The 17,611-nt window shown below is 61.5% G+C and carries 19 protein-coding genes; 12 read left to right on the top strand and 7 right to left on the bottom strand.

Annotated features, from left to right (window positions below):
• Window positions 1–34: 34 nt before the first annotated feature.
• Window positions 35–1,063: a sterol desaturase family protein gene (locus I6L38_RS10805; RefSeq protein ID WP_201889329.1), complete on the bottom strand. Its 1,029-nt coding sequence runs from the start codon at window positions 1,061–1,063 to the stop codon at window positions 35–37.
• Window positions 1,064–1,298: 235 nt separating this feature from the next.
• Between I6L38_RS10805 and I6L38_RS10800 the strand changes: the two genes are divergently transcribed.
• Window positions 1,299–2,471 carry a DUF1615 domain-containing protein gene (locus I6L38_RS10800; RefSeq protein WP_275065776.1) on the top strand — a complete coding sequence of 391 codons (1,173 nt, stop codon included), beginning with the start codon at window positions 1,299–1,301 and terminating at the stop codon, window positions 2,469–2,471.
• A gap of 53 nt (window positions 2,472–2,524) precedes the next feature.
• Here the strand turns inward: I6L38_RS10800 and I6L38_RS10795 are convergent, their stop codons facing one another.
• The 3 genes from I6L38_RS10795 to I6L38_RS10785 all read right to left on the bottom strand — a co-directional run bounded on the left by I6L38_RS10795 (window position 2,525) and on the right by I6L38_RS10785 (window position 4,262).
• On the bottom strand, window positions 2,525–3,343 hold the full coding sequence (locus I6L38_RS10795) for a haloacid dehalogenase-like hydrolase (protein WP_124250716.1): 819 nt from the start codon (window positions 3,341–3,343) through the stop codon (window positions 2,525–2,527).
• Window positions 3,344–3,360: 17 nt separating this feature from the next.
• Window positions 3,361–3,951 carry a hypothetical protein gene (locus I6L38_RS10790; RefSeq protein WP_201889327.1) on the bottom strand — a complete coding sequence of 197 codons (591 nt, stop codon included), beginning with the start codon at window positions 3,949–3,951 and terminating at the stop codon, window positions 3,361–3,363.
• Between the two features lie 68 nt (window positions 3,952–4,019).
• Complete coding sequence (locus I6L38_RS10785; protein WP_124250718.1) at window positions 4,020–4,262, bottom strand: hypothetical protein; 243 nt, start codon at window positions 4,260–4,262, stop codon at window positions 4,020–4,022.
• A gap of 315 nt (window positions 4,263–4,577) precedes the next feature.
• Between I6L38_RS10785 and I6L38_RS10780 the strand changes: the two genes are divergently transcribed.
• Window positions 4,578–4,949 (top strand): hypothetical protein, encoded by a 372-nt coding sequence (locus tag I6L38_RS10780; RefSeq protein ID WP_216989549.1) that lies wholly within the window; start codon window positions 4,578–4,580, stop codon window positions 4,947–4,949.
• Between the two features lie 34 nt (window positions 4,950–4,983).
• On the opposite strand, the gene I6L38_RS10775 is transcribed toward I6L38_RS10780, so the two are convergent.
• Complete coding sequence (locus I6L38_RS10775; RefSeq protein WP_010633558.1) at window positions 4,984–5,946, bottom strand: autotransporter domain-containing protein; 963 nt, start codon at window positions 5,944–5,946, stop codon at window positions 4,984–4,986.
• A gap of 222 nt (window positions 5,947–6,168) precedes the next feature.
• On the opposite strand from I6L38_RS10775, the gene I6L38_RS10770 reads away from it, so the two are divergent.
• From I6L38_RS10770 to I6L38_RS10740, 7 genes are all read left to right on the top strand, one after another.
• Window positions 6,169–7,752, top strand: a complete 1,584-nt coding sequence (locus tag I6L38_RS10770; RefSeq protein WP_017785940.1) for a CHASE4 domain-containing protein — start codon at window positions 6,169–6,171, stop codon at window positions 7,750–7,752.
• A 218-nt stretch (window positions 7,753–7,970) separates the two neighbouring features.
• Window positions 7,971–8,621, top strand: a complete 651-nt coding sequence (locus I6L38_RS10765; RefSeq protein ID WP_010633561.1) for a DedA family protein — start codon at window positions 7,971–7,973, stop codon at window positions 8,619–8,621.
• Between the two features lie 98 nt (window positions 8,622–8,719).
• Window positions 8,720–9,253 carry a spermidine N1-acetyltransferase gene (gene speG / locus I6L38_RS10760; RefSeq protein WP_216989548.1) on the top strand — a complete coding sequence of 178 codons (534 nt, stop codon included), beginning with the start codon at window positions 8,720–8,722 and terminating at the stop codon, window positions 9,251–9,253.
• 227 nt (window positions 9,254–9,480) lie between these two features.
• Window positions 9,481–10,776 carry a DEAD/DEAH box helicase gene (locus I6L38_RS10755; RefSeq protein ID WP_005302574.1) on the top strand — a complete coding sequence of 432 codons (1,296 nt, stop codon included), beginning with the start codon at window positions 9,481–9,483 and terminating at the stop codon, window positions 10,774–10,776.
• Window positions 10,777–10,871: 95 nt separating this feature from the next.
• Entirely contained in the window at window positions 10,872–11,519 is a 648-nt protein-coding gene (locus tag I6L38_RS10750) for a DUF2913 family protein (RefSeq protein ID WP_216989547.1), read from the top strand.
• 267 nt (window positions 11,520–11,786) lie between these two features.
• The gene (locus tag I6L38_RS10745) at window positions 11,787–12,830 is read left to right on the top strand and encodes a M35 family metallo-endopeptidase (RefSeq protein ID WP_019840285.1); all 1,044 of its coding nucleotides are present in this window, start codon (window positions 11,787–11,789) and stop codon (window positions 12,828–12,830) included.
• Between the two features lie 64 nt (window positions 12,831–12,894).
• Complete coding sequence (locus I6L38_RS10740) at window positions 12,895–13,329, top strand: hypothetical protein (protein WP_005302566.1); 435 nt, start codon at window positions 12,895–12,897, stop codon at window positions 13,327–13,329.
• Window positions 13,330–13,358: 29 nt separating this feature from the next.
• Here the strand turns inward: I6L38_RS10740 and I6L38_RS10735 are convergent, their stop codons facing one another.
• Window positions 13,359–14,357, bottom strand: coding sequence for a questin oxidase family protein (locus I6L38_RS10735; protein ID WP_216989546.1), 999 nt, complete (start codon window positions 14,355–14,357; stop codon window positions 13,359–13,361).
• A gap of 66 nt (window positions 14,358–14,423) precedes the next feature.
• On the opposite strand from I6L38_RS10735, the gene soxR reads away from it, so the two are divergent.
• The 3 genes from soxR (at window position 14,424) to I6L38_RS10720 (ending at window position 15,962) form a co-directional block, all read left to right on the top strand.
• A complete protein-coding gene (gene soxR, locus I6L38_RS10730) occupies window positions 14,424–14,894 on the top strand; it encodes a redox-sensitive transcriptional activator SoxR (protein ID WP_216989545.1) in 471 nt (156 codons plus the stop codon).
• Between the two features lie 68 nt (window positions 14,895–14,962).
• Complete coding sequence (locus I6L38_RS10725) at window positions 14,963–15,541, top strand: O-methyltransferase (protein ID WP_216989544.1); 579 nt, start codon at window positions 14,963–14,965, stop codon at window positions 15,539–15,541.
• Between the two features lie 10 nt (window positions 15,542–15,551).
• Entirely contained in the window at window positions 15,552–15,962 is a 411-nt protein-coding gene (locus I6L38_RS10720) for a nuclear transport factor 2 family protein (protein WP_017766677.1), read from the top strand.
• Window positions 15,963–16,183: 221 nt separating this feature from the next.
• On the opposite strand, the gene I6L38_RS10715 is transcribed toward I6L38_RS10720, so the two are convergent.
• The gene (locus I6L38_RS10715; RefSeq protein WP_017786178.1) at window positions 16,184–17,599 is read right to left on the bottom strand and encodes an FAD-dependent oxidoreductase; all 1,416 of its coding nucleotides are present in this window, start codon (window positions 17,597–17,599) and stop codon (window positions 16,184–16,186) included.
• Window positions 17,600–17,611 lie beyond the last annotated feature (12 nt).

Genomic DNA, 17,611 nt, shown 5'->3' with positions numbered 1-17,611 from the left:
CACTGCAAGGTGGCGTTTTTTATGGCTGCCAGGCTCAATCGGCCATCGCATTACGCCCGCGCGGGCGCGGCAGGGGGCGCCACAGCTTGAGTGCGGTGACTAGGAAGGGGCGCAGGATGAGCGCGCTCAGGTGGCTGTAGCGCTCGTTGTCCCTGGGACCGACCCCGAAAGAGAGTGGCTCGGGTTGGCTGTTGGTCACATAGAGGGTGCCGAACCACCAGTCCCAGAGCGAGAGGTTGGTGCCGAAGTTGTGGTTGAAGTGGCGGGGATCACGGCTGTGGTGGATCTGGTGCTGGGCCGGGCTGTTGAAGACATGTTCGAGCCGCGGGCCAAACGAGAGCCAGACATGGGTGTGGCGCAGGTTGGCAGCCAGGGAGTTAAACAGCAGCACCAGGTAGCTCACCCCGAACAGGGTGTAGGGGCGCACTGTGCCGCCACACAGCCAGTGGAAGGCGCCGGCGTAGAGGGCAAGACAGCTCCCCTTGGCCAGCATCTCGCACAGCTTCTCCACCAGATGGATGCGGCTCGCTGTCGGCGGCACCATGACGGTCGCGCTGTGGTGTACCTTGTGAAACTCCCAGAGCCAGCGACTGTGGAAGGCGCGGTGCAGCCAGTAATGCACCAGATCGCTGATGAGAAAGACGCCCAGACCGTAGAGCATCATCAGCCAGCTCGCCTCGGCCAGCCGGGGACGCTCCCCCCACAGCCGGGTCAGGGCAGACTGGACATCCTCAGCCTGCAGCAGCCAGGGGTGGAGCAGGGCCAGGATCGGCAGGATCAGCGCCACATGGAGCAGCGCCCGCACCAGATAGTATTGGTAGTCGAGCAGAGCCGAGGGGTGCCGCCAGACGGCCCGGCCCCCGAGGAAACTGCTAAAGCTGCGGGCGCCGGGATCTCCCTGGCGGCGTCGATAGCGATAGAGCAGGTAGGCGATCGTGCCCGAGATCAGCAAGAAGGGGACACCCAGGCGCCCATTGAAATCGAGCAATCCGGTGAGGCAGTGCCAGAGCGGCGTGATCAGCCACCGCTGCACGGGGTCAAAGAGAAGGGTCAGTCTGTCCATGGGGTCTATACCGTGAGCGTCCGGGCGGCGGCATTCTAAATGTAAATCACTCTCGATAAAAGCTTATCAATGGGCCTTTGTCATCCTGGTTTGCGAGGGGATGACGGCAGGGGCTGTCAGGCACAATAGAACGCCGCGGCCATCAGGCTTTAGCCTTGTGGATCAATCCTCTACAATGAGCGACCATTTGCTCGCCTGATACAGGTCGGGCACAGTCTCTGTACCGGATGCCTTGATGATCATGTCTCTATTCTCTCCTTCTGTGGTCGTGCGCGGGTTGCCGCTGCTCGTCACCTTGCTGCTCGCCGGTTGTGCCAGCGAGCCGCCTGCACCGGCCACGCCGTCGACCTCGGTGACCCCGGCGGGGCGTCCCATTCCCAAGGCGATGCAGCCGCAAAAGCCGGCCGACATGAAGAGTCGCATCGTCACCTTCTTGCCGCGCAACGTGGTGGACAAGCCGGGCTGGGCCAACGACGTGGTGACGGCGCTCACCAGCCAGGGGCTGACGGTGAGCGATCACAACGTCTGTACCGTGCTGGCGGTGGCCGAGCAGGAGGCCACCTACCAGGCCGACCCCGTGGTGCCAGGCCTTGGCAAGATAGCCTGGAAGGAGATCAACGCCCGCGCCGGCAAGCTGCTGATCCCTGAGTTTGTGGTGCGCACCGCGCTCTCCATCAAATCCCCCACCGGCAAAACCTACGCCGAGCGCATCGACAAGTTGCGTACCGAGCGGGAGATGAGCGAGATTTTTGAAGACATGATCGGGGAGGTGCCGATGGGCAAGCAGCTCTTTGGCAACATGAACCCGGTGCGTACCGGCGGCCCCATGCAGGTGAGCGTCGCCTTTGCCGAGGCCAACACCCGCGGCTACCCCTATCCGGTCAAGGATTCCATTCGCCACGAGGTGTTCACCCGCCGCGGTGGCATCTGGTTTGGTACCAAGCACATCTTCGGCTACCCGGCCGACTACCCCGACACCCTCTATCGCTTTGCCGACTTCAATGCGGGCTGGTATGCGAGCCGCAATGCCGCCTTCCAGGCCGCAGTGAGCCGGCTGAGTGGCAAGACCCTGGCGCTGGACGGAGATCTCATTCGCTACGACTCCGATCTGCCGGGCAAGACCGAGCTCGCGGTTCATGCCATCGCCGGCCAGCTCAGCATGAGCAAGCAGGCCATCCACCAGAGCCTCAAGCTCGGCGATACTGCCGAATTTGGCCAGAGCGACCTCTATCATCGCGTGTTCACGCTGGCAGACCAGAAAGCGGGCAAACGGCTGCCGCGCGCCATCCTGCCAGGCATCCAGCTGAAAAGCCCCAAGATCACCCGCAACCTCACCACCGCCTGGTTTGCCAAGCGGGTGGATGAGCGCGAGCAGCGCTGCGTGCAGAAGATGGCGACGATCCGCTGATTGCTAAAAGTAACAAAGGCGGCCAATTGGCCGCCTTTGTTTATAGTTAAGAACTATCCCTTTCTTTTAAATAGCCTCAATAAGCCTTTTACTGTTACGTCTAGGTGACTGCCTTCATCATACAGAGCAGGGACGACATAATCAGCTCTTTCTTCGGATATTAGCTTTTCTACTTTATCTTGAGTTGATTTTAGAGACCATTTTTTGTTGTCAAAGACAGCAATAGACCTGCCACCTTGATACCTCACCATTTTCATAGATGGAATATCTGTGTCGCCATCACCAAGATATATCATTCTCTGAAATGGTATGTCTCTATCTTGAAGTTCAATGAATTTATTTACTTCCCCATTATCCCATGAATTATGAATTCCTTTGTTTATTCTAAATAAGAATTGTGTTTTGGTTGTATAGTTAATCGCTTGTGCGGGCCACGTTGCGTAGCGCTGATTTTCAGAGTAGTGATATTTGCAAGCATAAATATCACGAAATTTGTCTCCAATACATGTTCCTCTAATCATTGCATCAAGGCCACTTGATATGATGTAATGCTCCAGTTCTAGGTCAATACTTTCAGCAAAGCTGTTAATTCTATCGAACCATGAATCAACGCCACTAAATAAAGGAATTGATTGTCCATGCGTCATTAGTTTTTCTGTACTAAGGACATCAGATTGAAGCATGTTAGCCCTCTCTGCTAGCATACCAAGGTAGGTCAATATTTCATCGCCGTCATCGTACATTGCCCTACGTTTTACGCTGGCCCAAAATTCAGGTATATCAGTTATCTCTAATTCGGGCATAACCCCATGCTGGGCACAATCACCTTCCGCTAAGGTTCCATCAAAATCATAAATTAGTGCGCACTTCATGAATAATCCTCTAAAAGTTAAATCGGCCAGTTCTGCTCAATCCATAATATTTCCCGACACACTTTCTCCTCCATTCTGTCTCTGTCAGAGGTAAGTCTGAACTCTTGGCCGGAATGCAGATCAAGAACTATATATTCTGCACCAGCCTCTTGAATTGCTTCATGCATTAAATAGCAGATATAGTCAGCTCGCTCTTTGGTCATTCTTTGCTTCTCGGTAAAATGGAGCTTGACATGAGTTCGGACGCCATTTATCAATGCGCTCAGCTCGGGATTGCAATGGATAGTTGTGCTATTAAAAACAAAGGACTCTCGCAATGATGCATATACATCAATGTTCTTACCTGACTGCCACTTAATAAAGTTATGAGCTAGGCGTTCAAATTTTATTTTTTTACTGGAGTCTTTTTGCTTTCGTGATATTTCGATCAGGTACGAAACATGTCTCTTTTGGCTAAAAAGTGACTTTATAGCTGTTCTAAGTTGCAAGTAGTAATCTTTATAGTGTGCATAATCCCCTCTTAGTGCAATCTGCTTAAGTTTTGTGTGTTTAGGTGAGCCAGTTGCAACAGCAATATTAGTGAAATCTGAGATAGCTAACTCTGGCATATAACATCCTTATTTAAATATGTGAATTTGGTGATCCGCTCAGGAGTAAGTGTCCTTTAGTTCGATGTTTAGTTCTTAATAGGGAGCCGGTTGCGGTATTGTTGATAGCTAGGACAGCCCCAGAAACTATTGCCCTTGGTATCTCCCCATTTGCTGGTCATCAGTACCGTGTTGTGGCAAGCCGGCGCCGGATCTGCATTCCGTGCATTGAGCTTGAGGAAGGGGCTGATCAGGATCAGTCGCTCCTTGGCGTCCTTGATCAGTTCTTCAAGAAAGTAATTGGTTGCACTGGTATTGAGGAACTTGGCCATGGTGATGTCCTTGTCGATCTCTTCCGTCTGGGAAGCCCCTGATATCCATGGTTGGTGCAGCAGACAAGGGCGTTCTCTTTTTATACAGGGTCATCTGGCAATGTTAAATCACTCAATGATGAAAAAGTGCGAGCGGGATCAAGCGGTTGGTAGTGATAGCCTGGCGTGGGAACCGCGTTGAGGGAGGCCCCCTGTGCTATGCGATGAAAACTGGTTAGGATTGCCACCTTTTTGTAAAGCAAGAGCGGGTTGCCTGCTGGCAACCCGTTTACCTTGTGCCACGGCAATACCATATGAACCGGGAAGGAAGTCATCATGACAAACGCCATACTCTTTAGCCTGCTGCTCGCTGGCTCTGCCGCGAGTGCGACGGAATTGAGCGTGCAGCCACTGTCAGCGCAAAGCCGTTACATCGAGATCCCTGCCCAGGGTGGCCCCGTGTGGCAGTTTGAAAGAGAGGGGGAGCGGGTGAAGGTGACACGCGACAGTCAGGACGCGGGTGTCTACCACATCACCATCTTGCAGCTGGGCAAGAGTGGCGAGCGGCGCGAGCTCAGCAACCAGGTCTTCCTCTCTCCGGGGCCGGCAAAAGTGATAGGTGGTGTGTCTGATAGCCAGCGGGGCATGACGGTCTATTTGGTGTCCCTGGCCGCCACCTTTGACGAGGAAGGCGGCACAACGCCCTGAGCCAGCGGCGCAGGCAGATAAATGCAGGGTTGGCCTAGAAGCTCATCGCCAGCCCGACGCCGTAGCCGCTGGTGTTGTGGCTGAACATATAGCGGGCCACCAGCCGGGTGCGGGTGACGAAGATATCGTACTTGCTGCTGTCGAGCTCCAGCCCGAGGCCGAGTGAGTTGAGGGAGTTGAAGCCGAGCAGGCCGCGCTGCTCGCCCAGGTATTCGGTGCGAGCCCCCTCCAGCACGTAGCGCACGGGTTTGCCCAGCAGCGTCAGACTGCCGATGGGGGCGCGGCGGCGCAGATAGAGGCCGAGGTTTTCGGCGTTGGCCTGGCCGGTCACGCTGGCGGCGGTGCCGCCAAAACTCTGCAGGTGCTGATAGGAGTAACGCAGCTCGGCGTCGATGTCCTGAGCGGGGGAGAAGAGCTCGTAGTCCAGCATCATGGCGCCGCCGAGGCCATAGACGTCGAGCCGGCCGCCATCGAGAAAGTCGAGGTTCTTGCCGGTGTACTGGCCCAGCAGCCAGTTGCCGATGCGCAGATCGCTCGCCACCGTGCCAAGGGTGACGTTGCCGATGGGGCGCAGCACCAGGTTGCCGCCGTGTCTGTCCCGGTGCAGCCCTATGTCCCAGCCGATCCCGCCGGTGGCCGTCAGGCTGTTCCACTTGGTGGGGAGGGTGCGGCTCTCGCTGCCGTTGCTGATCACGAACTGGGGATCGTAGCGGCTGAATCCCAGGGTCCCTTCCAGATAAACCGGTACGCTCTCGCTCATGGTGGCGCCGCCGCCGACCTGGGTCATGTTGAGGGCCGAGGATTGATTGGTGCCGCTGCCGATGTTGATGTTGCTGGCGGTGATGTCGGGCACCACGGTGAAGGTCATCAGGGAGACCACCGCATTGGCGCGTTGTTGCACCCGCGACTCCTCCTCGGCCATGGCCGGCTGGCCGAGGCCAAGCAGCGGGGTGAGCAGCAGGGCGCTGCGCAGCGGGTGAACGAGTGGTATGAGCATGGCGGGCTCCGTGACGCCTCTTGCGCTGAGGCACGGTTACACTGTAGCGATTTTTGGCTGGCTTGGCAGCTCATATACCGAGTCGAATGAACCTTTTCAGGCGATGTTTTCTCCCCGCGGCGAAGGGCTGAGCGCCCTGGCGAGGTTTTTCGCACACAAGGCGGATGGCGAGGCAAAATCCATTAAACTCAATGGGTCACCTGTTCGGGAGTGTGGGTAAAGATGAAGATCAGCCGCAAGATTACGCTGACCATAGTGCTGACGCTGCTGCTGTTGCTGGGGGTCGGCTATGTCGGCCTCCATTATGTGGTGGGCAACAAGTTCGGCGAGCTGGAGCGCCTGAGCGTGGAGCGCAACCGCGAGCGGGTCAGGGCCGTGGTGCAGGCCGAACTGGATCAGCTCACCATCCTGGGGCAGGACTGGTCCGAGTGGGATGACACTTACGCCTACATGGCGAGCCGGGATCCCGCCTATCTGGCGGCCAACCTCAACGCCCGCACCTTCGAGACCCTGGCGGTGGATCTGGTGGCTCTTTATGACGCCGACAAGCAGCCGCAGGTGGCCTTTGCCTATCATGGCGGCAAGTTGCTGGCGCAGACACCGGACGAGCTCGCGCCGCTCACCGACTATCTGGTGCGCTACGGCAGCCTCAAGCCCAATGGTGGCATCTGGTTCGACGGGGAGCGCTACTATCTGCTGGCCGCCACCCAGATCCTGACCAGCGAGGGGGAGGGGCCGAGCCGCGGCACCCTGCTGCTGCTCAAGGCTTTCAACACCCGGCTGGTTCATCAGCTGCAAAAGCGCACCAATCTGTCGCTCTCGTTTCTCAGCCCGCAGCAGCTGGCCACCAGCCTGGGGGTCACCACTCTGGCCAGGCTCAGGGCCAATGACAGCCTGATCCTGCCGCAGGAGGAGCGGCTGCTCACCCTGGCCCAGATCGATACCCTGCGAGAGGAAGATCCCCTGATCTTTCGCTTCACCCTGCCACGGGATCTGATGCTGGAGGGCAAGGCCGTCGAGCGGCGCATCTTCTGGCTGCTGAGCCTGGGGGTACTGCTGTTTGGCGGCCTGGTGCTGCTGATCCTCAACGGCTATATCGCCGCCCGCCTGCAGCGGTTGAGTGCAAATCTGCGGCTCATCGGCGAGGACGGCGCGGTGCGCCGCCTGCTGGTGGAGGGCAGTGACGAGATCTCCCAGGTGGCCGTCGACTGCAATCGGATGCTCGATCATCTCGACAGCCTGCGCCAGCAGCAGGCCGACAGCGAAGCCCGCCAGAAGCTGCAGCACGGCGCCCTCATTCACCTGGCCAAGAGCGATCTGCTGACCGGCGAGGATCCGGGCCAGGCCGCCCGTCACATCAACGAGGCGATCTGCGCCGGCACCGGGGCGGTGCGGGCCAGCGTCTGGTTCAGCGCCGAAGACAGGCAATCCATGTACTGCCAGGATCTCTTCTTCCTGCCCAAGCTCCACCATCAGCAGGGGTTTCACCTGCCCTATGCGCTGATCCAGGGGCGCTACGAATCCTCCAAGCCCGAGCACGAACCCTGCCTCATCCTGCGCGAGCCCTACGATCTGACCCGCTTTGGCGCCATGCTGGCCCAGCTCGGGCTGGAGGGGCTCTCCGGCACCATTCTGATGGCGCCCCTCAAGCATGGGGATGAGCTGCTCGGTTTCATCATCGCCGAGCGGGCCCGGTTGGAGGAGGTCTGGCACCCGGACGAGCTCGCCTTCGTGCTGTCGGTGTGCGATCTCTCGGCCCAGACCCTGCTCACCCTCACCAAGCTGCAGCGGCTCAAATACAGCTGAGTACCTGGATGGCCGGGGCCCGCACGACAGATGCGGGCCTCATTTTTTTAGGGCCCGCAGCCGATTATCTCGTCTATCCGTGACCTGTATTAATTTCTTGTTCACTTGGCCGGGTGTATAACGGGCCTCCCTCAGGGAAGAGAGGGGTTGGCGACAGGGGAGGGTCTGCCGCACCGGAGGCCGTCGGGCCACCTCATGAAGTTGATGGGAGTCACCAGATGCAGGAGATGCTGCTTGCCATATGGCAACAGGACTTTGACCAATTGATCCAGATGCAGGCCGTGGGCCTGCTCGTCACCTGCCTGGTGGTGATCCTGTTTCTTGAATCGAGTTTCGTGTTCCTGCCCCTGCCCGGCGACAGCCTGGTGCTGCTGGCCGGCGGCCTGGTGGGCATGGGGGTGCTCGGCCCCGAGGTGACGCTGCTCTACATGCCGCTTGCCGCCGGGCTTGGCAGCCTCATCGCCTACGTGCAGGGCCAGGCGCTGCACGGCACCTCCTTCATGGGCCACGTGGAGCGAATGATCCCGGATGGCAGCCTGCCACGAGCCTCGCGCCTGCTGCACAACTACGGCTTCTGGGCCATGTTCTCCTCCCGCTTCGTGCCGTTCGTGCGGGTGTTGACGCCCATGCTGATGGGGGTCTCGCGTCTGCATCTGCCACGGGTGATGATCGCCAGCTTCGCCAGCGCCTTCCTCTGGGCCCTGGTATTGAGTCTGGTGGGCAAGTTCGTGATGGCGACCCCGGTGTTCGCCCAGCACCACGAGCTGCTGACCAAGTGCCTGCTGGTGACCTCCCTCGGCCTCTTCGTTATCGCCATGGCGGCCATCGCCATCCGTCTGCTCAAGCGACCGACCAACCGCATCCGCTAAGGGGGCAGGGGCCTTGCCCCTGTTTCTCCCCCTCTTCATGTCATGGCGCCGCCCCCTTTGGCTGGCCGGCACCCTTCCAATCTGCAAGCAGGTACCTTATGTCATCCCCCGACACCCTGACCCTTCGTCCCCTCGAGCGCGAGGATCTCAAGTTCGTTCATCAGCTCAACAACAACGCCAGCATCATGCGCTACTGGTTCGAGGAGCCTTACGAGGCTTACATGGAGCTGGCCCAGCTCTATGACAAGCACATCCACGACCAGCACGAGCGCCGCTTCATCCTCGAGGTGGCAGGCAGCCAAGTGGGGCTGGTGGAGCTGGTGGACATTCGCAGCATCCATCGCCGCGCCGAATTCCAGATCATCATCGCCCCCGCCCATCAGGGGAAGGGGTATGCCAGGAGCGCAACCCTCAAGGCGATGACGTACGCCTTCAACGTGCTCAACCTGCACAAGCTCTATCTCATCGTCGATCGGGACAATGTCCGGGCCATCCACATCTATCAGGCGCTGGGATTCGAGCCGGAAGGGGAGCTCAAAGAGGAGTTCTTCATCGATGGTCACTACCGTACCGCCATCCGCATGTGCCTGTTTCAGCGCGATTTCCAGGTCAGAAACGGGCAGGAAGGCTAAGCTGGAGCCAGCCCGGCCCGGTCCATGGGGGGCGATCCGGGACGCCGTGAAAAGGGACGTTTTTGAGGCAGAATTTGCGCCGCTTATCTGTTACACTTCGCGCCCGCCATTTTCCGGCCACTCTCTGACTTGATGTCAGGCACAGCCGTCGGTGGTCATAGCCGACTTCTTGCTCATGCCGAGCCAACCAGGCCAGCCACAGTCCCGCTGGAACACAGGAACCCATTATGAGATTTGAATCGTTCGATTTTGCCCCCGAGATTTTGCGCGCCATCTCAGAGTGCGGTTATCAGGAGATGACCCCTGTGCAGAGCCAGGCCATCCCGGCCGTGCGCCGTGGCCGTGACCTGCTGGCCAGCGCCCAGACCGGCACCGGCAAGACCGCCGCCTTCGCCCTGCCGATCCTGCAGCGACTGGTGGACAATCCGGCGCCGGTGCAGCCTTCCAACGCCCGGGTGCTGATCCTGACCCCGACCCGCGAGCTGGCGGCCCAGGTGGCGAGCAACATCAATGACTTCGCCAAGTATCTGGATATCACCACCCTCACCATCGTGGGTGGCGGCAAGCAGGACGTGCAGGCCAAGCGGTTGAAAGCGGGCGCTCACATTATCGTGGCGACCCCGGGCCGTCTGCTCGAACACCTCACTGCCTGCAACCTGAGCCTCTCCGGGGTCGAGACCCTGGTGCTGGACGAAGCGGACCGCATCCTCGACATGGGCTTCAGCGCCGATGTGCAGAAGATCCTGCAGGCGGTCAACAAGACCCGCCAGAACCTGCTGTTCTCCGCCACCTTCTCAGAGGCGGTGAAAAAGCTGGCCAATCTGATGCTGGACAAGCCGCAGGTGGTGGCCGTCAACAAGCAGAACTCCACTGCCGACACCGTCAGCCACACCGTCTACCCGGTGGAGCAGAAGCGCAAGCGCGAGCTGCTCTCCGAGCTCATCGGCAAGCAGAACTGGCAGCAGGTGCTGGTGTTCGCCAGCACCCGCGAGAGCTGCGACGAGCTGGTGGAGGAGCTGAACCTCGATGGCATCAAGTCAGCCGTGGTGCACGGCGACAAGGCCCAGGGCAGCCGCCGCCGCGCGCTGCGCGAGTTCAGCGAAGGCAAGCTGCGGGTGCTGGTGGCCACCGAAGTGGCCGCGCGCGGGCTGGACATCCCGAACCTCGAATACGTGGTCAACTATGATCTGCCGTTCCTCGCCGAAGACTATGTGCACCGCATCGGCCGTACCGGTCGCGCCGGCAAGAGCGGCATGGCCATCTCCTTCGTCAGCCGTGAAGAAGAGCGCACCCTGCTGGAGATCGAGGCGCTGATCGGCCAGAAGATCCGCCGCATCATGGTGCCGGGCTACGAGGTGAGCAGCCGCGACGAGCTGATCAAGCAGCTGCAGGAGCGCCGCCGCTTCGGCAAGCGCCCCCAGCGTGAAGACAACGCCGCCGCCCAGGCCATGGCGGAGTCCAAGCTGCAGGGCCAGCGCCTCAAGCGCCTGGCGGCCGCCAAGAAGCCGCGTCAGCCTAAATAAGGGCGCACGCTCTATTGAACCGCAAAGGCGCCACTGGCGCCTTTGCCTTCTCTGTCATCGGTGTTGACTCGTCGCGGTCAACTGAAGGATTGCTTATGACCTCTACCACCTACAATCAGGCCCTGCTCGAGATGGCCAGCCAGAGCCTGGCCGAACTGGCCCGTACCGCCGAGCAGAAGGCTGGCAAGCGCACCCCGGCGCAAGAGAGCCACTTTCTCTGCAGCTGGATGGCGGAATCCCTCAAGGAGAAACGCTTCTCCCGCCTGGTGATGGAGGATTTGAAAGAGTGGGTGCAGCTGGGCCGCACCCTGGGGGCCGGCGCCGATCTCAAGGGGCTGCTTGAGCGGATCATTCGCCAGTATGAGCGGGCCACATGCGAACCGCTGCAGCTGGGGAGCAAGCTGGCGGCCCTGCTGGCCGATCTAGCGGCCGAAGGTTGGTTTGTGATCACCGACAGCGAGGTGAGCGCCAAGCTGCGCCTGCAGTCGGGCGGTCAGCCTAGCCTCATCATCAGTGCCAGCGAGTATCAGGGCCACATCGAGGCGGGTGAGCTGGTCAAGCCGCTCACCCTCTATGTGCGCGGCGACGAGGCCCGACTGGCGCAAGGCGCCTTCACCCACGGCCTGCTGCTGAGCCAGGGCAACAAGAAGACCACCCTGGTCAAGCACCACAAGGCCTACCGGCTGGTGCCGGGCAATGCGCTGCCAGCGCTGGCCCTGCTGGCGGGCCCCTGCAAAGAGTGATTGCCATTTGTCTGAGACCCCGGCCCGGTGCCGGGGTTTTTTATGGACGCAATCCGCCGGACGGGGAATGCAGACAGGGGCAAGGGGGAGGGGCCGCGATTGTTGTCGCAGCAGCGAGGGATGCCTGGCGTTCCCCCTATCCTGGGGGGCGTCACCCATATGGTGGGATGGTCGCAGAAAAAAACTGCTCTAGGGTGGTTGAGCCCCAAAGAGGGCCTTGAAGGAAGCAAACCGCCTGACAAGGCGACACTCAATGAATGAGGAAACATGATGAAAGCGACTCCCATTGCCCTGTTGCTGGCCGGCGTGCTGGCCTCTCCGCTCTGCGCCGCCGGGCTCGATGCCAAGCTCACCCTGGTGGATGGCAGCAGCGACGACGTGCGCGTCAACCTGACCCTGACCAACACAGGGGACAAGCCGGTTCGCCTGCTCAAGTGGCAACTGCCGGGCAGCGAGGATGCCCCCCTGTTTCTGGTGGAGCGGGACGGCCAGCAGGTCAGCTATGAGGGGGCCCTGATCAAGCGGGCTGCCCCGACCGACAAGGACTTCCAGCTGCTCAAGGCCGGCCAGAGCCTGACGGTGCAGGCTGAAGTCTCCGGTCTCTACGACATGAGCGCCCAGGGCCAGTACAGCATCCGCTATCTGCTGCCGACGCTGCCACAAGAGGCGAAAGCCGCCAAGGCCAAGCAGGCCCAGGCGAGCGAGTCCAATGCCGTGACCCTGTGGGTGGAAGGGGTGAGCGACGAACGGGTGCTGGCCAAGGCGGCTCCCCTGGTCGAGCCGCAGGCGGTGACCGCTTCGGTCAGCTTCAGCGGCCGCTGCACCAACACCCAGAAGAGCGACATCCTGGCGGCGCTCGATGCCGCCAGCGGCATCACCAATAACTCCAGCAGCTACCTGGCGGTGGACAAGCCGGATGGCCAGCGTTACCGCAGCTGGTTTGGCGCCTATGATGCGTCGCGCTGGGATCAGGCCGAGACCCACTTCAGCAAGATCAAGGATGCCATCGACAACAAGCCGCTCACCTTCGACTGTGGTTGCAAGCAGAGCTACTTTGCCTATGTCTATCCGGATCAGCCTTACAAGGTCTACCTGTGCAAGAGCTTCTGGACCGCACCGGTCAGCGGGACTGACTCCCGTGCCGGCACCATCGTCCACGAGCTGAGCCACTTCAATGTGGTGGCGGGCACCGACGATCTGGGTTACGGTCAGGCCAATGCCCGCAACCTGGCGAAGACGGATCCGGTCAAGGCGCTCAACAACGCCGACAACCACGAGTACTTCGCCGAAAACACGCCGAGCGAAAACTGATTTGCCGACCGGGGGCCGCAAGGCCCCTTTTTGTCCATGTCGTTTGTCACAGGAAGGAGCGACCATGATGACACTCTTGCTCACCACCCTGGCGCTGGCCCCCCTGCAGTGCGAGCTGTCGGTCAAGGCACAAAGCCGGGTCAACGAGCCGCTGCCGCTGGTGATGACCCTGACTAACCGGGGGGAGGGGCCGCTCGAGGTGCTGAGCTGGTTCACGCCGTTCGAAGGCTGGTTTGCCGATGCCATCGATCTCACCCTCGATGAACAGCCGCTGCCCTACAAGGGCCCGCTGGCCAAGCGGGGCAACCCGGGCGCCGAGGATTTCTTCCTGCTGGGGGCTGGTCAGCAGAGTCAGGCCGACGCGGATCTGACCCTGGTCTACGATCTCTCCCGGCCCGGCAGCTACCGGCTGAGTTACCGTGCCCAGCCGTTGACCCTGACCCGGGGCGTGGCCCCCCGCTGCCCCGTCATTCATTTCACCCGGCTGCCCGCCTCCTAGAGGCGGCCCCATCTTGTGGAGCCCAGCCCTTAGATGGCATCCGGCCTGCTAAGGGGCGCCAGCAGACCCGCTGCGCGGGCAGCCAGCGCCAGATAACGCTCCGCCAGCAAAGGCCTGGCGAGCCCCTCCCGCCAGCAGCAGTGCACCAGCTTGATCACGTGATCGTCGAGGCTCTCCACCGCGCTGGCCAGCACGTGTTGCCACGCCAGCTTGCCGGTATCGGGCCAGACCGGCCTTTGCAGTGACGGTGCGCCGACCGTGACATAGGCGGCCGCCACCGCCTGCCACATCAGGGTCTGCCAGCGCCCTTGCCATGGCGCGGGCAAATGGCGAGCGACGATGGCGGCGGCGCGACTGCCGGTCACCATGTGCAGTACGGTAAAGTTGCCGGTCTGCCAGTAGAGGGCGAGGGCTGCGTCGGCCAGCTGCACCAGCAGATCCGAGGATGACGGGAGCCCGCCCGGCAATCTCGCCGCCCAGGTCGGCGCATCCGTCACCTGCCGCAGTCGCTCGGTGATCCAGTCGCCCTGCCAGCGCGACCCTTCCCACTGCTGCGCCAGTACGCTCAGCAGGCCGTCGATATCCTGCACCGGTGCTCCCTGCCCGGCCGGCACCCGCAAGGGGTCGCATTGCCAGGCAGCCAGGGCGGCGGCCTGCTCTCCCAGGTGACCATTTTCCAGCGCGCAGGCCAGGCGGATCAGCGGATGAAAGGCGCCGCCTGCTGGCGAGAGCCCCTGCTCCAGCAGGTCGCCAAAGGCGGGCAGCCAACCCTCAGCGGCCAGCCGTGCTGCCAACTGCTGACGCAGCCGGACAAACTGCATCTCCTTTTCATCCCCCTGCTGTTGCTCACCCCCCGCCAGGGCATGATTGGCCTGCCAGTGGGCAAAGAAACGCTGCAGCCGCGCTGGGCTGGCGCTCATCTCATGCAGGGCGTGCAGCGCCATCGGGCAGTGGTTGGTGGTGCCGCGACCATTGAGGGCAAATGCCTGGTTGGCATCGAGCAGTTGATGAAGATAATGCATAATCATTTGACTCCTTTCATGAGGGGAGACAGGATTGTGCAAGTTAAAGCTAACTTGAGGTCAAGCGTGGCGATGGAACGCAAATGGCTGGCCATCGGCCAGATTGCCAAACGCTCGGGCGTCAAGGCCAGCGCCCTGCGCTTTTACGAGCAGAAGGGGCTGATCCGCAGCGTGCGCAGCGACGGGGGACAGCGGCTCTATCCGCAGGATGTGCTGCGTCGCATCGCCTTCATCCGGGTAGCGCAGGGCATGGGGCTGAGCCTTGGCGAGATAGGCGAGGCCCTGGCCGGCCTGCCCGAGGGGCGCACCCCGGATCGCAGCGACTGGGTCGGGATTGCCGGTCAGTGGCAGGGGCTGCTCGAGCGGCGCATCGCGGCCCTGCAGCAGCTCAAGGAGAAGCTCGGCGCCTGTGTCGGCTGTGGTTGCCTCTCCCTCGAGCACTGCGCACTTTACAATCCGGATGATCAGGCCGCCGCCCTTGGCAGCGGCCCTCGCTACCTGCTGGGGGATACGCCCCCGGATGACGAACAGGCAGCCATATGATGAACATCGGGGTCGGCCCAGCCATGCCATGCACCGGGCCGACTCGTTTACACCGTCAAGGAGGAGACATGGCACTGGAACAACTGAAACGGGAGCTGGAGCTGTTTGGCGAGCGGCACGACGGCGCACAACACTCCCGTGGCAGCAAGATGCTCAACATTACCCGCGACACCGGCGAACTGCTGGCGGTGCTGGTCCAGACGAGAGGGGCACAGGTGGTGCTGGAGATAGGCACCTCCAACGGTTACTCCACCCTCTGGCTGGCTGAAGCGGCGAAACGGCTGGGGGGCCGGGTCACCACCATAGAGCTGGACGAGGGCAAACGGGCCATGGCGGCCGCCAACTTTGAGCGCGCCGGGCTCGACCCCTGGATTGAGCAGCTGGCAGGGGACGCAGGCACCCTGCTGCCCACCCTGCCGAAGGCCGCTTATCAGCTCATCTTCCTCGACTCCGATCGCCGCCACTACCAGGCCTGGTGGCCCGAGATCCTGCGCCTGCTGGCCCCCCGCGGCCTGCTGGTGGTGGACAATGCCGTCTCCCATCGGGAGGAGCTGGCCGAGTGGATGGCAGAGGTGGAGCAGGATCCGGCCTTCGCGACCTCGCTGGTGCCGGTGGGCAAGGGGGAGTGGCTGGTGGTGCGTCTGTAGGAGGGCTGGCATGGAAAACAAGACCATGGAACCAAGAGCGGTGGTGGAGGCCTACTGGCAGGCCATGCAGAGCAATGATTTTGCCAAGGCAGCCCGCTGGCTGTGTGAAGATTTCATCTGCGACTGGCCCCAGTCGGGGGAGCGGATCGAGGGGCGTAGCAACTTCGTCGAGATCAACCGGCGCTATCCGGCGGCCGGCCCCTGGAATTTCGACGTCGTCCGCCTGCTGGAGCAGGGGCGGGAAGTGGTGACCGAGGTGCTGATCACCGATGGCGAGGTGGAGGCCCGTGCCATCACCTTTCACACGGTGCGCGGCAATGCCATCTGGCACCAGACCGAGTTCTGGCCCGATCTCTACGAGGCGCCGCACTGGCGTCGCCACTGGGTCACCACCATTCCGCGGGAGCCGCAACCCGCCTGATCCCCTCCGCTGGCGCGCTACCGCCAGCGGAGTCGTTCATGATGTGCCGTGACCATCCCGCCGCCTGCCTCATGTCCCCTTTTTCATGATCTCCAAGCGCCTCCCCGACATGACCTGGCTAGGGTGTGCCCGCTATTGCATCGCGGTTAGCGGCAAACATAAAACAACAGCCCCGCATAAGCGGGGCTGTTTGTTAGTTGGTACAGGTCAGGGATGGCGGGTTATACGGCCAGATAGTCCATGATCCCTTCGGCGGCCTTGCGACCCTCGTAGATGGCGGTGACCACCAGATCTGAGCCGCGCACCGCGTCGCCACCGGCGAACACCTTGGGGTTGCTGGTCTGGAAGGCATACTCGGCCTGCTCCGGCGCCTTGATGCGATCCCGGCCGTCGAGCTCGATGCCGTACTCCGCCATCCAGGGCTGGGGGTTGGGCTGGAAGCCGAACGCCATCACCACAGCATCGGCAGCCAGCACCTGCTCGGAGCCTTCGATCACGACAGGATTGCGGCGGCCGTTGGCATCGGGGGCGCCAAGCTCTGTGCTCACCACCTTGATGCCGCAGGTACGGCCATGGGCGTCCAGCTCCACGCCGATGGGCTGGAGGTTGAACATAAATTCCACCCCCTCCTCCTGGGCGTTCTTCACCTCCCGCTTGGAGCCTGGCATGTTCTCGGCATCCCGGCGGTAGGCACAGATCACCCGATCGGCACCCTGGCGGATGGCGGTGCGCACGCAGTCCATGGCGGTGTCACCACCGCCCAGCACCACGACCTGCTTGCCGGCGAAGTCGATGTAATCGGCCTGCGCCTTCTCGAAGCCCAGCAAGCGGTTGGCGTTGGAGATGAGGTAGGGCAGGGCGTCGTAGACCCCCGGCGCCTCTTCGTTGGCAAAGCCGCCCTTCATATATTTGTAGGTACCGACCCCGAGGAAGACCGCATCGAACTCGCCAAGCAGGTCGGCGAAGGTGACGTCACGGCCCACTTCGGTCTCGAGGCGGAATTCCACGCCCATCCCCTCGAAGATCTCGCGCCGGCGCTGCATCACTTCCTTTTCCAGCTTGAAGGAGGGGATGCCGAAGGTGAGCAGGCCCCCTATCTCCGGATACTTGTCGAACACCACGGGGGTCACGCCGTTGCGTGCCAGCACGTCGGCACAGGCAAGGCCCGCGGGACCGGCGCCGATGACGGCGACCCGCTTGCCGGTCTTGACCACCCTGGAGAGATCAGGGCGCCAGCCCATCTCGAACGCCTTGTCGGTGATGTATTTTTCGATGTTGCCGATGGTCACGGCGCCGAATCTGTCGTTGAGGGTGCAGGCACCCTCGCACAGACGATCCTGCGGGCAGACCCGGCCGCACACCTCCGGCAGGCTGTTGGTCTGGTGGGAGAGCTCCACCGCCTCCAGAATGCGTCCCTCGTTGGCCAGCTTCAGCCAGTTGGGGATGTAGTTGTGCACCGGGCACTTCCACTCGCAATAGGGGTTGCCGCAGTCGAGGCAGCGATCCGCCTGCATGCCGACCTGGGCCTGGTTGAAGGACTCGTAGATCTCCACAAACTGGATCTTGCGGATCTTGAGCGGCTTCTTGGGCGGGTCGACCCGCTGGACGTCGATAAACTGGAATACGTTCTGGCTCATAGGGTTCCCTCC

The sequence above is a fragment of the Aeromonas sp. FDAARGOS 1408 genome (assembly GCF_019048665.1).
Classification (GTDB): domain Bacteria; phylum Pseudomonadota; class Gammaproteobacteria; order Enterobacterales; family Aeromonadaceae; genus Aeromonas; species Aeromonas dhakensis.
Note: the sequence above shows the minus strand (reverse complement) of the source record. Positions and strands in the feature narration are given on the sequence as shown.

Coding starts and splice junctions, on each gene's coding strand:
- I6L38_RS10805 (WP_201889329.1), bottom strand. CDS start 1,063: ATGGACAGACTGACCCTTCTCTTTGACCCCGTGCAGCGGTGGCTGATC.
- I6L38_RS10800 (WP_275065776.1), top strand. CDS start 1,299: ATGATCATGTCTCTATTCTCTCCTTCTGTGGTCGTGCGCGGGTTGCCG.
- I6L38_RS10795 (WP_124250716.1), bottom strand. CDS start 3,343: ATGAAGTGCGCACTAATTTATGATTTTGATGGAACCTTAGCGGAAGGT.
- I6L38_RS10790 (WP_201889327.1), bottom strand. CDS start 3,951: ATGCCAGAGTTAGCTATCTCAGATTTCACTAATATTGCTGTTGCAACT.
- I6L38_RS10785 (WP_124250718.1), bottom strand. CDS start 4,262: ATGGCCAAGTTCCTCAATACCAGTGCAACCAATTACTTTCTTGAAGAA.
- I6L38_RS10780 (WP_216989549.1), top strand. CDS start 4,578: ATGACAAACGCCATACTCTTTAGCCTGCTGCTCGCTGGCTCTGCCGCG.
- I6L38_RS10775 (WP_010633558.1), bottom strand. CDS start 5,946: ATGCTCATACCACTCGTTCACCCGCTGCGCAGCGCCCTGCTGCTCACC.
- I6L38_RS10770 (WP_017785940.1), top strand. CDS start 6,169: ATGAAGATCAGCCGCAAGATTACGCTGACCATAGTGCTGACGCTGCTG.
- I6L38_RS10765 (WP_010633561.1), top strand. CDS start 7,971: ATGCAGGAGATGCTGCTTGCCATATGGCAACAGGACTTTGACCAATTG.
- speG (WP_216989548.1), top strand. CDS start 8,720: ATGTCATCCCCCGACACCCTGACCCTTCGTCCCCTCGAGCGCGAGGAT.
- I6L38_RS10755 (WP_005302574.1), top strand. CDS start 9,481: ATGAGATTTGAATCGTTCGATTTTGCCCCCGAGATTTTGCGCGCCATC.
- I6L38_RS10750 (WP_216989547.1), top strand. CDS start 10,872: ATGACCTCTACCACCTACAATCAGGCCCTGCTCGAGATGGCCAGCCAG.
- I6L38_RS10745 (WP_019840285.1), top strand. CDS start 11,787: ATGATGAAAGCGACTCCCATTGCCCTGTTGCTGGCCGGCGTGCTGGCC.
- I6L38_RS10740 (WP_005302566.1), top strand. CDS start 12,895: ATGATGACACTCTTGCTCACCACCCTGGCGCTGGCCCCCCTGCAGTGC.
- I6L38_RS10735 (WP_216989546.1), bottom strand. CDS start 14,357: ATGATTATGCATTATCTTCATCAACTGCTCGATGCCAACCAGGCATTT.
- soxR (WP_216989545.1), top strand. CDS start 14,424: ATGGAACGCAAATGGCTGGCCATCGGCCAGATTGCCAAACGCTCGGGC.
- I6L38_RS10725 (WP_216989544.1), top strand. CDS start 14,963: ATGGCACTGGAACAACTGAAACGGGAGCTGGAGCTGTTTGGCGAGCGG.
- I6L38_RS10720 (WP_017766677.1), top strand. CDS start 15,552: ATGGAAAACAAGACCATGGAACCAAGAGCGGTGGTGGAGGCCTACTGG.
- I6L38_RS10715 (WP_017786178.1), bottom strand. CDS start 17,599: ATGAGCCAGAACGTATTCCAGTTTATCGACGTCCAGCGGGTCGACCCG.